This is a genomic window from Paenibacillus sp. BGI2013 (assembly GCF_002843485.1).
Classification (GTDB): Bacteria; Bacillota; Bacilli; order Paenibacillales; family Paenibacillaceae; genus Paenibacillus; species Paenibacillus amylolyticus.
Genome location: NZ_PJFA01000011.1, coordinates 160,219 through 175,862, shown reverse-complemented (window position 1 = coordinate 175,862; position 15,644 = coordinate 160,219). Strand labels below are relative to the sequence as shown.

Here is a 15,644-nt window from a genome sequence, read left to right as displayed (position 1 = left end):
TCAGAGCGCTTATTTCTACCAACACCAAAATTATAAATTTCATGAATGATTTGAATCCGTGAATTTATTCCGATTTTTCAAAATCAGCCTGTTGTTGTTCATAGATTTCATAGAAGTCGTCCCAGACTAGTACATTATCCTTTTCCTTGCCCCACCAGTCTTTGTACCATGCTTCAATCTCCGGGCCCCCGCCTTGCTCCCACTTCTGCTGTGCTTCCGTTGCAGCCTGTTCGACTGTATATTTGCTTCCGCCAATGATGGAACGGGTAAAGATATCGTTGATCGCTGTTGTCACATTGGTCAACTTCACCTGAAGCTCCTTGGGTAGCTGCGGCATATGTTCTGAATGGGTAACACCCTCTCCTACCGGAAGATCCGTCATGTATACCTCACGCGCTTCCTTGAATAGTCGAAGTCCTTCCTTCTGCGACGGAATCTCTTCGCTGAACAGCATTTCTGTGTACCCGCATTTGCCTTCCTCCAGACGGCTGTACAACATGGCGTAATCGCCTGCCCAGCTGATCTCCTGTTTGTATTTCTCCTGATCCGAGATGCGCGGACAACCTTGATCGTTCAGCGTATAATGCGTGTTTTCAAATCCATTTTTGAAGGTTCGGCCTGACTCTATTTTGGTCAGAAAATCGATATATTGCATAACTGCTTCCGGATTTTTGGCTCGTGCATTCACAGCTGCAGTCATCTGAACCGGGTTATTCCACACCATCGTGTGCTGTCCTACGGACGTGGTTGGCAGAGCGATGACCTTTAATTTGGCCTCAGGAACATTCTGCATAAGTGTATCCAGTTCCTTCGCTGCAAACCCGGTATAATCCGAAGTCATGGCCGCGTACATACCGATTTTGCCATTCAGGAAATCCTGCTTCGCCTTAGCCCCGTCCTTGTCGGTCAATAAGTCCTTATCGACCACACCTGCTTCATATAATGCACGTTTGAATGCCGTGGCTTCTTTCATGTTGTTGGGACCAACCACCATCTCCCCGTCCTCCACATTCACCCAGTTGGCGTTGTACATATAGCGGAATAGACCCGCTGTATCGCCGAACTGAAATCCACCGATGCCGTATGTATCCTTAGCTCCGTTTCCATCGGGATCATTCTCCGTGAAGGCCTTGGCTACCGCCAGCATCTCTTCTTCATTGGTCGGTACCTCCAGATTCAACTTTTCTAGCCAATCTTCCCGGATGAAAAAGCTCGTTAGTGGAAACACCTCGTTCATACGTCCCACTTCATAGAGCTTCCCATCGTTTTTAATGCCGGCCTTCTTGAGCTGGGGATATTTCTCCATCAAGGCTTTGTATTCCACACTCGAGTTCTCGATCAACTCATCCAGCGGCATCAGCTGTTTCTGATTAAACAGTGTGTTACGGATGGGCGTACCGAATTCAAAAATGATATCCGGTGCACTGCCAGAAGCGAATAATACGTTAAGTTTCGACTGAGATTCCCAGCGGGGAACTGCTGTATATTTTACATTTGCCGGGCCATTCTCGTTAATCCACTTGGACCACATATTATCTTCGATCGTACCCATGCCGCTTGGGACCGCGCCACGATCATAGATCGTTGACGTGATGTTCCCCCTGTTGCCTTCGCCTTCCGCCTGTTCGCTACCGTTACCTCCTGTACATCCCGCCAGCAAACCACCGATCAAGCCCAGAACGAGACCCGACTTCATCCATGCCTTCCTCGTTAACGCCATAGATAAGACCCTCTTTCTCTCCTGTAATATGAACCCATGCGGGTTAACCCACAGCCTGCTTTAACCTTTAATTGATCCAAGCATGACCCCTTTAACGAAGTACTTCTGCAAGAACGGATACACTGCCAAAATGGGTATGACCATCACAATGACAGCTGCTGCCCGGATGCCTTCCGGGGTCAGATTCGATATCATCGTTGGATCGGTAAAATCCTGTACATTCAGATTGGACATAATCATATTTTGGACAAGCACGGTCATGTTGTATTTGGACGTATCATTGATATAAATCATCACACTCATGAACGAATTCCAGTAACCCACGCCGTAAAAGAGAGCAATAGTCGCCAGCAAAGGTTTGGATAATGGCAACACGATTCGGAACAAAAGCCCCAGTTCACCACAACCATCGATGCGCGCAGCCTCGTCCACTTCCCCCGGCAGATTTTCAAAATAAGATCGCATAATCAGCATGTTGTACGTGCTCACCAGGCCCGGTAGCCAGAGCGCGCCGTAACTGTTCACAAGACCGAGATTTTGCACGACCAAATAAGTTGGGATGAGTCCACCGTTAAAAATCATTGTGAACACCATCGCCATCGTAAAAAAGCGCCGGTGATAAAAATGTCTACGTGACAGCGGATATGCCGCCATAATCGTCACCGCCATGCTGAGCCCTGTACCGATCAATGTGATCTCCACACTGTTCCAGAATGCATTCAGAATCGGCGTTCCCGTAATTAGGCTGTGATAGGAGAACCAGGTGAAATCGACGGGCCATAACCCCACTTGACCTGAAACTACCGCTCTCGCATCACTAAATGACAAGGCAACAATGTTGAGTAAGGGCAGGATACAGCTGACGGCAACCAATGACAACAATACATAATTGATTAGATAAAAGACTTTTTCTCCTTTGGTTTTTCTCATGCTGTTCTCCCTCCCTACCACAAACCTTCGTTAAATCGCCGCGCGATATAATTGGCACTGAAAATGAGGATAAATGCAACCAGTGATTCGAACAATCCCATCGCTGTTGTCAGGCTGAACTGTGCTCCCTGAAGACCGGTGCGGTAGATATAGGTACTAATTACATCCGCTATCTCATTGACATTGGAATTCTGAAGCATATACACCTGGTCGAATCCGACCTCCATCACCCGCCCCATCGACAGAATCAGCAGGAGAATAATGGTAGAGCGTATACCCGGAAGGGTAACATGCCAGATCTGGCGCATTTTGCTGGCCCCATCCATCTGTGCAGCCTCGTATTGACTCGGATCAATGGTCGTTAGTGCCGCGAGAAAAATGATGGCATTAAAGCCCATGTCCTTCCAGATCCCTGAGCCAACAAACACCGCTACCCACGAACCCTTGTTGTACATGAACGGATAAGGCGCTCCCGTCCAGGCCTCGACCCAGCGGTTGACGATCCCATTTTCCAAAGAGAAAACCGTCATGATCATCATCGCAATGATGACCCAGGAAAAGAAGTGTGGCATATAGACCACCGTCTGCACCGTTCGCTTAAAGGCCATGTTTCGCACTTCATTCAGCATAATGGCCAGAATGATCGGAATGGGAAACCCGATAATGATGCTTAACAGACTGAGGAACAAGGTGTTGCGAATAATCTCCACCGTGCGCGGATCACTGAACAGCGTCTGAAAATGCTGAAAGCCCACCCATGGACTGTTCCACAGCCCATCATAGAAGTTGTAATCCTTAAAGGCCATGACCAGCCCTCCGATGGGTGCATAACGAAAGGTCAGGTAGAACATAATCACCGGAACAAACATCAAGATTAACGGTATATTCATCTTGAATCGTCGAAGCCGCTGCTGCCGAATCCGCTGCTTCATTTCACTGTCCGGCGGTTGTAATCCAGACGGCGGACCTGCGGTCAGTTCCCCCTTCACATCCATCACTCCTCTCTGCTGTTGATGTACTATAGTTGTATTTTAGATAAAAATGTAAGCGTAAACATTTGTTATTTAACGATCCTTTTATAATTTTCTACGCAAAAATAACCCCACATGGTGGGGTTGCCCTTGGAAACAAACAGATATTAAGAGGAGGCTTCTCTTTAATTTGAGACCCTGCAGCAGTTCGAGGGGGATTGCTACCGGGCACTTCACTTGGCTACTTGCTTGCGATATTCGCGGGGAGATACCCCCGTCATCTGTTTGAATACGGTTGTAAAATAACTGGAGTTATCGAACCCGGTCAGTTCCGCGATATCTGCCATGCTCTGCCGAGTGCTGTGCAGCAGCAGCTTCGCCTTATCAATTCGGCGCTTGCTGACATATTGGCTGAAGCCTTGTCCTGTTTCTTTTTTGAACAAATGGCTCAAGTAGTTGGGTGTCACATGAACATGGGCAGCCACGGCCTGCAACGTGCATGTGCTGGAATAGTTCATTTCAATATACTGTATAACTCGTGTAACGACATGATCCTGCTGTTCCTGAGTTAGCCGCATTAGCATATCCAGCCACTCTTCGCTCTTGCGTCTGGCCCAAGCGATGACTTCAGGTATGGTATGAATCCAGAGCAGTGGATCTGGGGCAGTTGAGTCCATACCACCGGATTCCTGAGGCTGAAGCTGTTGTACCAGTAAGTCCGTCATGACCTTCATAAGCATATGAATCTCCGCTTTGCCTTGTGACAAGCTCATCCCGGACGCTTCTTCTAGCAACATCTCGATCCGATTCATTATCGATCCGAATTGATGGTGGAGCAACAACAAAGTCAGTTCCTCTCGCAGTCTCTCGGTACGGTCCACCTGGCTGTATTGTTCCCTGATCCGAATGTCGGACTGTTTTCGGCGATATCGTTCATGTGCCTTTTGTAACACCTGACATGCTTCATCGAGCGAGAACGGTTTTAACAAAAATTCAATTGCCCCATACCGGATGGCACGCTGTGCATATTCGAACTCACGATAACCTGTCAAAATGATAATCATAATGTCCAGTCCACTCTCGTGTATGCGTTCAGCCAAATCTAGACCATCCATCACAGGCATGTTGATGTCCGTAATGATCAGATCAGGTGTGTAGCTGTGTACAGCCTGTATCGCTTCTTCTCCATCGGCCGCTTCCCCAACGACCTCCCAACCGAGGGGGTTATTGCGAACCAGATGAATCAGACCCTGACGAAATAATGCTTCATCATCCACTACAAGCATACGTCCATTCAACAGAACCTACTCCTCTCAGTCACCTGAATTTCCCGGCATAAGTCCTCACCGATCTGATAAGGCAAACGAAGACGTACTAGCGTACCCTCTCCCACAGTCGACTCGATCTGTACACCGTAGGGTTCACCGTGAATCAACTCAATTCTTCGAAGTACACTCCGCATGCCAATGTGCTGACGTTCCTCATCTGCATGTGCCACTGGCGTCATAATGCGTTCAATGACCGATGCGTTCATGCCGCAGCCGTTATCTGAAATTTCAATGATGAGCAGATCCGGCTCTCCTTCATGCCCGGTATGCCGCGAGCCACGAATTTCCAGATGGCGGTTGTTCCTTTTGTCCGAGAAGGCATGAACAAAAACATTTTCCACGATGGGCTGAAGCAACAGTCGGATCACCTGACAGCGAAACAATTCAGCAGGAACGGCAATTTCAATCGACAAGGCTTCCTGATACCGGGCCTGCTGAATCTGCAGGTAGTGATCTATTTGCTTCATCTCATCCTGCACGGTCGTTAGTTGCTGCACGGGTTCCAGCGTATACTGCAGCATCTCGGACAAGGCAGTGACCAGGCGAGCCGATTTCTCATCACCAAGCATATAGAACTTCCAGAAAAACATGCTCAGCGTGTTATACAGAAAATGGGGATTCAGCTGGGCCTGAATAGCTTTGAGTTCAGCTTCTTTTTCACTGAGTTCGCGCTCGTACACTTCATGTATAAGCGTATCAATCCGGGAAGCCATTGCATTGAATCGTTCACCGATGAAACCGAGCTCATCCCGTGTCTCGATCCGAACCCGTGTATCGAACTGTCCATCACGCACTCTTTTCATCGCGTTGACTAGACTCGCAAGTGGACGCAACAGTCTGCCGCTAATTACGGTAATGATGAACCAGGAGCATAATATGCTGGCTACCGCAGAGAACACAGCAACTTTTACAATAATCTTTCCCTTGTTCTGAATCTGAGCCAGTGAGACCTTGCTGACCAGGGTGAAGCCCGCTTTGTCTGACGTTTGCTTCGTATACAATTGGGTTGTTCCCTGCTCGTCCCTGATCTCCGTCGCCCCTAGGCTTAGCTCGGTAAGTGGTGGTGGATCCGCATCCTGATTATGAAAGGCATATAGAAGCTCACCATCTGCGTCAAACAAGTAGACAGCAACTTCCTCGTTCAGTCGCAGATCTTTGAGATACGATTCGAACAACGAGGTGTTAAACAGAATTAACATGACGCCATAGGTCTCCAGATCAACAGACCGCATTAATCGTCCCGCCAGAATCCAATTGGATTGTTCCTCCTGCAAGAAGGCATCCGGCCCCAAACGATTCCAACCATATTCGCCGCCCGTTCCTTCCAGTCTATGAACCATCTCTGCCAGATAGGAAGGATCCATCTGTTGAAATGAGCCAGCAAAGGCACCGAGATTAAATATGTTTTCCTTCAGGTCATATATGCGGAGCCCCATGATCTCCGGTGCATCCAGCCTTACCTGATACAACTGATCATCCAGTTCATCTTCTAGCTTCATCTGATCATAGGACGAGATGCCAGAGGTCTGTGCTTTGATGGCATTTTTTACGGAGGGATTCAGTGTGATATAATCGGTGACTTTATACATGTCGTGTACCCTGGAATCCAGACGTGCAAGAATCTGCTCTGCGGTAAGACTATACTGGCGACTGACCTCTTCATTGAACAGGTCGATATGGATGCGATAGGTGATCAACCCTGTGATTCCGGAGATTAAGACCGTTGCGGTAGATAAAAACAAGATTAGCTTCGTTTTAAATTTAAAGCGTTTACAAAAGTTCATCCACCACATCTTTCCCACACCTCACCTATATTCCGGACATGTCTTACTCCTAAAAACATATCATACACCTATTGGAAAAAACCAGAAAAACCCTGACCCCGCTTCAATCGGTAGTCAGAGTTTGAAGGCATGTGATCCAGACATGTTACCGGGATGATCCAGATTAACTCTGGATCACGGCATTTTTATTCCCCGTAAATCTCTTTGATCCGTTCTTCCTCATTCGTAGACAACAGAACATTAAGCAACCCCATGGCATTATTGGCATCGGTTCTCGTCGTCTTGTACATCTCAGCAAACGCCGCTTCATCCTGCTCCGGGTCCATCGCAGCAAGCTTGCCCCATGACGTGCGTGCTTTGTCGTATAGCGTACTCAACGTAATGTCACGCGGATGCTGTGCAACAGGTGCCATGGATTCAAATTTCGCTGTGACCCTGAAGAAATCCTTGGAATCCTGGAACGATGTACTGCTATAATCCTTATTTTTCATCGCATCTTCAGTGATCAGTAGACCTTCACGGGCGATAAACAGTGTTTTCACCATGGCACGCTCCAGATTGGTTGCTTCTTCCCAAGTTATATAAGATTCGTCAGGTGCTTGTACGGTTGTGAAAAATGGAAAGGCATCATCAATCAACCGCTGCGAATCGGAATGAATCGGCACCCCTGCATTCATGTCCACAACGGCATCGCTATAATTGGCTACATTAATATTTTTGGAACCTGCCTCACTGACCCGACGCACCGGATAATCATTCAGAGGGACACGGATATAACCAAGTTTATCCGCATACTGCTGCTTCAACTCTTCCAATGTGGAGTCCTTTCCAATCTTGCCGTCGTCAGCTGAAGAAGCTTCTTCTGTAGCTGAACCTATCTCATCACTCCCATTCGAACCGGTTGCTGTGGTTTCTGTTACGGCAGCATTCGAGCTGCTTGTTTCTGATGAAGCAACTTCTGTACCGGAAGCAGACTCCGGCGATGACGTCTCTTTCGCTCCGCCACCACAAGCTGTCAGAATCGCTGCCAAACCAAGCATAACTGTGAACGTCTTTATCGTATAATTCCATTTCATCGTATAATCTTCCCCTATCGTATGTATATTCCTGAGAACCATTAACCTCTGCTCCAAGACTTGAACACTTACTTACAAAAATATCCTTTCATATAACATGCTTGATTCACACAATTGGATATGGTCTACATTCTATCATAAGTTAAAAACCGGTTGTATACGACGATATACCTGTGTCTAAAGCCTTTTACTAGGCGCGCATTAACTACCACCGCAACGCAAAAACACTGCCGCCCATATGGACAACAGTGTTCGTGAAGCGTAATTATTTGATCCCTTTAGCCTTCTCCATATGCTCTGACCGAATCTGAGGATCGGTGGAATTAACCGATGATAACAGAGCGTAGATCGCCTGGATATCTTTCTCTTGAAATACGGTTTCGGGAACCTCAGTCTCAAGTCGTTCCGTCTTGCGCTGAATCGTTTCCACCAATTCATGATCGTAGATGATCAGTTCATCCGAATTCACATACCTCACAGCAGGATCAACACTGATGCGGCATCGGTTGGTGAAGGTCACCATAGAGACGAGACGTACTCTTTTGTAGTCTCCAAGGTGTGCATGGATGGCTTCCACATGTGCACGATGCTGCATAAGTGGATTGTACATTTTGACCCGGCTGCTGCTGACCGACCAATTGGCCTCTCTTCTTCCGCCGCGAATCTCACCTGTCGTCAGATTTCGAGTTTCGATTACAAAGATTGCCCGAGGGCCGATCACGACATGATCAATCTGCGAATAACCGGAGCGTGACTTCGGATTGGTAACGAGCAGGTCGTTCAGCACTTTATATTGACTTGGAAGACCTATCAGCTGATCTGCTGTACTAGGCTCCTCCGGCTGGCGTATCCAATCCCCTTCCGCCTTTTTCTTGCGCTTACCACGGACCATACGCGGGGGAATGGTTGTCGTTGATGGTAACGCTGAAGCGGAGGCTGTAATCTGGTTCGCAAGCTCTGGTTGTGTCTTGAACAGAGACAGGATTTTCTTGAACATGGGCAAGCTCCGTTCTATTATAGTGTGGGTTACGGGTGACCATTACAGGAGGAATAACATCCTTTGACACATTCATTATGTAAACTTCTATTACTTATGTCGGATAAAGCGGGGTAAAAATAAAGGGAAAACGATCAAAATCTCTCCAATACGCAAAGTACATATGAACATTTAACCCATTTCGTGACTTTAGACGCATAAACAAGCCGCAAAATTGAAAAAAACAGCGCAACCCTTTCCTGAATAGAAAAAGAATACGCTGCTGTTCTCTTGGTTGTTAAGCCTGAAGATAATAGGTGTAGAGCACCTGAGTACCCTTCTCTTCCAGCCCATTATTCGCTATTTCCTGATACAGAGATTCGGCCAAAGCCAACCCAGGCGTTTTCATGCCCATCGCTTTTGCAGACTCCAGTGCAATTCCCATGTCTTTGATAAAATGTTTCACATAGAATCCAGGCTCATAATCGCCTGCGATCATGCGCGGACCGAGATTGCTGAGCGACCAGCTTCCGGCTGCACCGGTAGCAATGCTCTTCAGCACGGTCTCCGCGTCCAGACCAGACGTCTTGGCATAGGCAAGTGCTTCGCATACACCCATCATGCCAGAGGCAATGGCAATCTGGTTGCACATTTTGGTATGCTGCCCGGCTCCCGCCTTGCCTTGCAGCACAATGTTGGTGCCCATCTGCTCAAACAGCGGACGCACGGCTTCAAAGGCCTCCGAACTACCACCAACCATAATGGACAGCTTCGCGTTCTGCGCTCCGATATCACCGCCCGACACAGGTGCGTCCAGTGCATGCAGTCCTTTGGCTTCCGCAGCTTCAAAGATTCGTGCAGCCAGTAGCGGACTGGATGTTGTCATATCAATCAGATATGAACCCGGTTTGGCATTCGCTACGAGTCCATCCTCACCGAGATAACTCTCCTCTACATCTTTCGGATACCCCACCATCGTGATGATGACATCACACGCGGCAGCCAGTTTGCCTGGTGTGTCATGCCATACGGCACCCTCTTTCACCAACGCTTCCGCTTTGGCAGCAGTTCGCGTGTACACATGCAGAGGATACCCTGCTCTCTGGATGTGCCCAGCCATGCTTTTACCCATCACGCCTGTACCAATAAAGCCAACCTTAGTCTCTCCAGGTGCCTTCGTTGTATTTGTCATCGTAGGTTTCCTCCCTATTTCCCCTATTTCTCTATGCTTCGCTCAGTGCTTGTCTTCGACATTGCTATATCTGTATGTTAAAGCTTTCTGCGTAGTCCGTCCATATCGGTTACAGCTTTATGTGAAAAAATCTGAAAAAGGAATCAACTTCCCATATGCTGTACAACCTAACGTAAACTTCCTTCATTGGAAAGGAGGATTCGCATGAGTCGTGAAAAAGGTCAAATTACCATTTGGTTGTCCTTTTCCATCATTTTATTAAGTGCCGGACTGGTCTGCCATGTCTTGTCCATCCCAGCAATTCTCGAAGCTGGCGGCAGAGACGGATGGTTGTCTGTCGTGGCTGCTGCCCCTTTTTTCATGTTGTTTCTATGTATGATGTATATCATCATTCGGCGTGTACGTGGACAGCGATTAACAGATTGGATTACGCGAGAATTCGGTGCGGTCCCTTCCTGGATCTTCCGAATCTCCGCTTCCATTCTGCTGTTCACGCTTGGCACACATACGTTGTATGAGACAACCAACTGGACCGTATCCACGTATCTTCAATTCACACCTCCTTATGTTCTGGCAGGTGGCGGAGCACTGGTTGCTGCATGGGCAGCGGCTAAAGGCATACGCTCCATTGCGATGACTTCCAGTCTGCTGCTGCCCTTTGTCATTTTGCTTGGTTATTTTGTAATGTCCGCCAATATGAAATACAAAGACTACAGTCTATTGTTCCCGATTATGGAGAACGGCATGGGTCCCGTGTGGCGGGGCATGATCTACTCCTTAGCCGGGCTTATGGAAATCTGGATTCTTATGTTGTTCCAACATGAAGTCAAAGGCAAAATTCGTTGGTGGTATGTTCTAATCCTCGGCGTGTTTATGCTCAGTATGGCGATCGGTCCCACGATCGGAGCCATCGTGGAGTTTGGTCCTGAAGAAGCAGCCAAACAACGGAACAGTCCCTATGAGCAATGGAAACTTGTGAATATCGGCAAGCTGCTGCAACACGTTGATTTTCTATCCATCTATCAGTGGCTTAGTGGTTCCTTCGCAAGGGTGGCCATATCCATGTATCTCATCGTGGATCTGCTGAATTTCCGCAGACCGAAGAAACGATATATCGCGATTCTCACCATTACCGTCATCATGAGCTTCATGGCGATGCAATGGTGGCGCATTGATTACGTGGATTATTATGTGGACCATATTCAGTTCCCGGTCACGCTCGCTTATGTATCTATCGTTACCGTAATATTGACCATTGCCGCATTAATCCACAAAAAGGACAAGGAGGCTCCCAAACGTGCCGATCTCAACCCAACCCAAGAATAATCCTGACGTTGAACCGTTCCGAATGAACGAGCATAACCTGAATACCTTTTTTGCCGGATCTGATGATGTCATCATCAATAGTCATATGATCGGAGAACCTCCGATGCAACTCATTATGACCTATTGCAGCGGTATGGTAGATAGTGAAGCGATCTACGATATTATTCTCCCGGAACTCAAACGAACATATGAAAATACACACTTTATCCGTACATCCGATATTGAAAAGTGCATCAGCCTAGATTGGACCCGAATGGATCTGCAAGATCCGGCATTTGGAACTGAACTGATGTCTCTTCGTGTTTTTGAAGGCCATATGTTGATCTGTATTCCTTCCCTGCAAACCATGTGGAGTATTGATATATCTAACATCCCTACTCGGACACCGGAGGAATCGACCACCGAAGTTTCGATCCGCGGGGCAAGAGATGGGTTCATTGAACCACTTGCCGTTAATGTTGCCTTGATACGCACCCGTCTGCGTACCAACCAACTGGCCTGCAATATCGAACTGATCGGTACACGTTCTGCAACCAAGGTGGCATTGATGTATATCAAAAATATCGCCAATCCGGAGCTGATCGAAGACGTCCAGGATCGGTTGCGTAAGATTGAGACCGAACGCATCTTGACCGCCAACGAACTGGAAGAATTGCTGTCGCCTTCGAAGATTACTTTGTTTCCCGTCACCCATTATACGGGCAGGCCTGACTTTGCTGCAGAATGTCTCCTGAATGGACGTTTTATCCTCATTGTCGACGGCAATCCCAGCGCCATCATTGGGCCAGTCAATCTGTTTCTTTTGCTCAAATCCCCGGAGGATGCCAGCTTTCCCTTCTTGCCTGTGAACGTAGGACGGATGCTGCGCTTTCTTGGCCTGATGATCACCGTGTTCCTGCCCGGATTCTATATTGCGCTGACATCCTTTCATATGGATCAGATCCCCTTTCCTCTAGTCGCGACGATCTCGGTTGGACGCATGGGACTTCCGATGGAATCGGGAATGGAGATGTTTCTCATTATGCTGCTGATGGAGCTGTTCCGTGAGGCAGGGGTACGTTTGCCAAGTGCCATCGGCCAGACATTAACTGTCGTTGGAGGTCTGATTATCGGAGATTCCGCCATTCGAGCCGGCATGGTCTCTCCCCTCATGATTGTCATCATCGCAGTTACCGTCGTAGCTGGAGCAACCATTGTGAATCAGGTCATGACCAGTTCTGTGCTGATCCTGAGGTTCCTTTGTTTTGTCTTGGGGGCATCCCTCGGCATCTATGGGTTCATCCTGTCGTTGATTCTGTTCCTCATCTATCTGACCGATCTCAAATCATTTGGCATTCCGTATCTCACGCCGTTAACACCACTTCATTTCAAACAAGCGATAGCTTCATTATTCAAACTGCCAAAGGGGTTAGGTAAACGAAGACCCGTCTATCTTGAGACTCAAGAACCGCGTAAGAAAGGAAACGGACGATGAAACACTTGTTACAGCGATATATGCTAGGTCTGTTAAGCCTATCGATGTGCGTGATGACAAGTGGGTGCTGGAGTGCCTTTGAGATTCAACAGGTAGACTACGCCAAAGCCTTTGGGATTGATTATAAGGACGGCATGTATCATCTGTATGTACAAACGCTGGATTTTGCCAGTGTCGCCAAAAGTGAAAGTTCAACCAAAAGTGCAGATACACCGCCTGTATGGGTCGGACATGCCGAAGGGAAAACCATGAGTCTGGCGCTGAACGAACTGTTCCGTACGGCTCAATTACACATGGCTTGGGGGCATGTGACAGCCATCGTTATGGCCGAAGGTGTGCTGACCAGCAAACACATCAAAGAAGTGTTCGACATGCTGGGACGGTTCCCAGAATCCCGTTATACAACCTGGGTGTATGGAACACGAGAGCCTCTGGAGAAAATCCTGAGTGCAACGTCCATCTATAATATGTCGCCACTGGACAGCATTCTTCACAATCCACTTCCCACGTACATGGAAGAATCGTTGTACCCGCCTGTGCTTAGTTTTAAGCTCATTGCAACACATAATGATCCCGCTACCACGACGTATCTGCCGAGTCTTGCATTGAACGATACCCAGTGGGCTGAGAATGAGAAGAAACATGATTTGTTTCTGGTGGAAGGGGCCTTTTTTGAAAAGACTGGCTATGACTTTGAATACTTTCCACGCAGTCAGCTTCCCGGTTATCACTGGCTAATCAAAGACATGCGGCGGGCCCCTCTACTTGTCCAGAAGGATGGAACGATCTACGGGGCGCTCAGTGTAGGATTACCAAAGATCAAAATTAAACCTGTCATTCAGGGTGAAGACGTTACGTTCAACATTAATGCCCACTACCTCACTGCCCTGTACGAATACCTGGTGCCCACCTCTTATGAGGAGATGATCCAGATTAGTGAAGTGAAGTTACGGGAGCAGATCATGCAGACCTATCGTCACGGCCTTGAGCGTGGTGTGGATATTTACGGTCTTCAGGAGAAGCTGTATCGCAAAAATCCGAAACTCTGGCGTAAGTTATCCAACAATGGGAGCAAGATGATGCTTACCGAAGACTCGATTAAAGATCTGAAAATCCATCTCACCATCCCATATACAGGGAAATATAAAAGGAAAGTGTAGCCAGAATGTGAAACACCCCTTGTCCGGTATGGAACGACGGATAAGGGGTGTTTGTGTATATGGATGTAGTCCGTTTGTAGTTCGGATCATGCAGATCTATGACAGCGAAGTTTCCATTCCATAAGCCAGCCTGCTTCCTAATCCTCACTATCGAGAGATGAGTAGATGACGTGACCTTCGTCGTTCAACCCTTTTATGTCCCATATCATCTCGTGAATCGGCTGCTGGATTACCGCATACCACAACCTGCGGCTGGATTGATCGGAAGATGATTCCACGATTTCCGCTTCCAACCGTGAAGATGCCAGATTTGGTTCGTAGCGAATATGCACCTGGGTAATGTCAGCATCGTGGAGATACCCGTATATAATATAGATCATTTTGCCTTTAGACTCCTCGTATCCTGATATATGAGAAGAAAGCGGCTCGACCGGATTATCCTGCAGACCACCGCCCATTCTGGCCAGTTCGGAGAACCACATCTTTTGCTGGATCAAAGCAGGAGTCAGGTTATTCGTAGTGAGATCTTGATATAATACCAATTGTGTTCGCGGTTCAATAGTTGTAACTAGCTTCACCTGTTCTGGGGGAATGCCTTTTTCGCTTAAGATTGTGTCGATGTCCTGCGGACCACAAGAGCGTATCAAAAACAGAGCGACCAATACAAAGAACAACACGTACGCTACCCGTTGACGGTTGCTTGTCTTGGGCATAGATTAACCTCTCCTTAAAATTGAATCTCTATAAACAATTAATTATCGTAGAAATGGTATGTCAGATAGTACTGCCCCGAAGTAATCTACCAGCATCCATGCAACGATCCATAGCAATGGCAACTGCATGATCCAGTAAGGAAAGATGTATCTTTTCTCATGATAAGAAACCCAACCCGAAACCAAAGCCACAATAACACAGATTGGGTATGACATCAGTATATTGCCCTCCAAACGACTTGCCACCTGATACTCAGAAGGAGTGGGTGCAGCGAGCGACATTCCCATGGCAAATGCGATCAACGGCCAGATCAGTAATGTCAGACCATATATTAAGGTGAAAATCATGATATACAAAAAACTTCTTTCTTTACTTCTTGTTATATCTTTGCTCAACAATTGAACTCTCTCCCATGCGTTCATTTTATTTTAAAAAAACGGCCAACGGCCGCCTATTCTCTACTAACTTTCACTTCTTATAATAATGCATCACCCGCAACCGAGTAGTCAGGATTAAGGTCTGAGGAATGAGCACAAAGACAATATACATAAGTACAATTAGCCAAAGATGTGCGGCAAAATGTTCTGCACCGAATGATGGTTTCGGACGTTCAATCAAATACCACCAACACGGGATGGCAATAAACCATGTCAATCCCGTCGAGACGAACAAGTCTTTCACATCGCTCCACAGGAAGCAGAACAGCGCGACAAACAAAATGGGACCCGTCCACGAATCCAATATCGGTCCCCAGCTCTGGAAGACAAAGATAATGGCAGGATATAGAAGATTGATGGTCCAGCGCCATATGTTATTAGTATACAGATTCATTATTTTCCACCTCGCTACGTACCGTTGCAATTTCACGTGAAAATACAGGCTACAAAAATTTGCGGAGATATGTACTCTCGATTTTAAAAGGTTATTCAACTACATACTGGGAATGAAATGAAAAGAAGAAGCATGATTTTGGATATTATTGCTCATACTACC

The 15,644-nt window shown here is 47.2% G+C and carries 14 protein-coding genes; 3 read left to right on the top strand and 11 right to left on the bottom strand.

The features are described 5' to 3' along the window. Positions 1 to 64 precede the first annotated feature (64 nt). The 8 genes from CXK86_RS23820 to CXK86_RS23785 all read right to left on the bottom strand — a co-directional run bounded on the left by CXK86_RS23820 (position 65) and on the right by CXK86_RS23785 (position 9,977). On the bottom strand, positions 65 to 1,720 hold the full coding sequence (locus tag CXK86_RS23820; protein ID WP_101314689.1) for an extracellular solute-binding protein: 1,656 nt from the start codon (positions 1,718 to 1,720) through the stop codon (positions 65 to 67). A gap of 60 nt (positions 1,721 to 1,780) precedes the next feature. Further along, positions 1,781 to 2,650, bottom strand: a complete 870-nt coding sequence (locus CXK86_RS23815) for a carbohydrate ABC transporter permease (RefSeq protein WP_036606256.1) — start codon at positions 2,648 to 2,650, stop codon at positions 1,781 to 1,783. 14 nt (positions 2,651 to 2,664) lie between these two features. Next, complete coding sequence (locus CXK86_RS23810) at positions 2,665 to 3,582, bottom strand: ABC transporter permease (protein WP_243391250.1); 918 nt, start codon at positions 3,580 to 3,582, stop codon at positions 2,665 to 2,667. A gap of 272 nt (positions 3,583 to 3,854) precedes the next feature. Beyond that, positions 3,855 to 4,919, bottom strand: a complete 1,065-nt coding sequence (locus tag CXK86_RS23805; protein WP_101314688.1) for a response regulator — start codon at positions 4,917 to 4,919, stop codon at positions 3,855 to 3,857. Further along, a complete protein-coding gene (locus CXK86_RS23800) occupies positions 4,916 to 6,691 on the bottom strand; it encodes a cache domain-containing sensor histidine kinase (RefSeq protein ID WP_180361861.1) in 1,776 nt (591 codons plus the stop codon). Before CXK86_RS23800 ends, CXK86_RS23805 begins: the two co-directional genes overlap by 4 nt. Before the next feature lie 227 nt (positions 6,692 to 6,918). Beyond that, a complete protein-coding gene (locus CXK86_RS23795) occupies positions 6,919 to 7,809 on the bottom strand; it encodes a hypothetical protein (RefSeq protein WP_101314686.1) in 891 nt (296 codons plus the stop codon). 265 nt (positions 7,810 to 8,074) lie between these two features. Next, complete coding sequence (locus CXK86_RS23790; RefSeq protein WP_101314685.1) at positions 8,075 to 8,806, bottom strand: nuclease-related domain-containing protein; 732 nt, start codon at positions 8,804 to 8,806, stop codon at positions 8,075 to 8,077. A 277-nt stretch (positions 8,807 to 9,083) separates the two neighbouring features. Beyond that, on the bottom strand, positions 9,084 to 9,977 hold the full coding sequence (locus tag CXK86_RS23785) for an NAD(P)-dependent oxidoreductase (protein ID WP_101314684.1): 894 nt from the start codon (positions 9,975 to 9,977) through the stop codon (positions 9,084 to 9,086). A gap of 204 nt (positions 9,978 to 10,181) precedes the next feature. Here CXK86_RS23785 and CXK86_RS23780 point away from each other — a divergent pair, with 204 nt between their 5' ends. From CXK86_RS23780 to CXK86_RS23770, 3 genes are read left to right on the top strand one after another with little or no spacing between them, the layout of a single operon-like run. Beyond that, positions 10,182 to 11,303 carry a GerAB/ArcD/ProY family transporter gene (locus tag CXK86_RS23780; protein WP_101314683.1) on the top strand — a complete coding sequence of 374 codons (1,122 nt, stop codon included), beginning with the start codon at positions 10,182 to 10,184 and terminating at the stop codon, positions 11,301 to 11,303. After that, a complete protein-coding gene (locus tag CXK86_RS23775) occupies positions 11,275 to 12,777 on the top strand; it encodes a spore germination protein (protein WP_257468101.1) in 1,503 nt (500 codons plus the stop codon). Before CXK86_RS23780 ends, CXK86_RS23775 begins: the two co-directional genes overlap by 29 nt. Beyond that, positions 12,774 to 13,937, top strand: coding sequence for a Ger(x)C family spore germination protein (locus CXK86_RS23770; RefSeq protein ID WP_101314682.1), 1,164 nt, complete (start codon positions 12,774 to 12,776; stop codon positions 13,935 to 13,937). The genes CXK86_RS23775 and CXK86_RS23770 overlap by 4 nt, the downstream gene beginning before the upstream one ends. Positions 13,938 to 14,074: 137 nt before the next feature. Here the strand turns inward: CXK86_RS23770 and CXK86_RS23765 are convergent, their stop codons facing one another. The 3 genes from CXK86_RS23765 to CXK86_RS23755 all read right to left on the bottom strand — a co-directional run bounded on the left by CXK86_RS23765 (position 14,075) and on the right by CXK86_RS23755 (position 15,482). Continuing rightward, positions 14,075 to 14,650: a hypothetical protein gene (locus CXK86_RS23765; protein WP_101314681.1), complete on the bottom strand. Its 576-nt coding sequence runs from the start codon at positions 14,648 to 14,650 to the stop codon at positions 14,075 to 14,077. Positions 14,651 to 14,692: 42 nt separating this feature from the next. After that, a complete protein-coding gene (locus CXK86_RS23760) occupies positions 14,693 to 14,998 on the bottom strand; it encodes a hypothetical protein (protein WP_180361860.1) in 306 nt (101 codons plus the stop codon). Positions 14,999 to 15,119: 121 nt separating this feature from the next. Continuing rightward, complete coding sequence (locus CXK86_RS23755) at positions 15,120 to 15,482, bottom strand: hypothetical protein (RefSeq protein ID WP_036672573.1); 363 nt, start codon at positions 15,480 to 15,482, stop codon at positions 15,120 to 15,122. Positions 15,483 to 15,644 lie beyond the last annotated feature (162 nt).

What these genes read in the sequence shown, in the direction of transcription:
- CXK86_RS23820 (WP_101314689.1), bottom strand. Translation starts at nt 1,720, where the DNA reads ATGGCGTTAACGAGGAAGGCATGGATGAAGTCGGGTCTCGTTCTGGGC.
- CXK86_RS23755 (WP_036672573.1), bottom strand. Translation starts at nt 15,482, where the DNA reads ATGAATCTGTATACTAATAACATATGGCGCTGGACCATCAATCTTCTA.
- CXK86_RS23760 (WP_180361860.1), bottom strand. Translation starts at nt 14,998, where the DNA reads ATGATTTTCACCTTAATATATGGTCTGACATTACTGATCTGGCCGTTG.
- CXK86_RS23780 (WP_101314683.1), top strand. Translation starts at nt 10,182, where the DNA reads ATGAGTCGTGAAAAAGGTCAAATTACCATTTGGTTGTCCTTTTCCATC.
- CXK86_RS23765 (WP_101314681.1), bottom strand. Translation starts at nt 14,650, where the DNA reads ATGCCCAAGACAAGCAACCGTCAACGGGTAGCGTACGTGTTGTTCTTT.
- CXK86_RS23795 (WP_101314686.1), bottom strand. Translation starts at nt 7,809, where the DNA reads ATGAAATGGAATTATACGATAAAGACGTTCACAGTTATGCTTGGTTTG.
- CXK86_RS23785 (WP_101314684.1), bottom strand. Translation starts at nt 9,977, where the DNA reads ATGACAAATACAACGAAGGCACCTGGAGAGACTAAGGTTGGCTTTATT.
- CXK86_RS23770 (WP_101314682.1), top strand. Translation starts at nt 12,774, where the DNA reads ATGAAACACTTGTTACAGCGATATATGCTAGGTCTGTTAAGCCTATCG.
- CXK86_RS23815 (WP_036606256.1), bottom strand. Translation starts at nt 2,650, where the DNA reads ATGAGAAAAACCAAAGGAGAAAAAGTCTTTTATCTAATCAATTATGTA.
- CXK86_RS23810 (WP_243391250.1), bottom strand. Translation starts at nt 3,582, where the DNA reads ATGAAGCAGCGGATTCGGCAGCAGCGGCTTCGACGATTCAAGATGAAT.
- CXK86_RS23790 (WP_101314685.1), bottom strand. Translation starts at nt 8,806, where the DNA reads ATGTTCAAGAAAATCCTGTCTCTGTTCAAGACACAACCAGAGCTTGCG.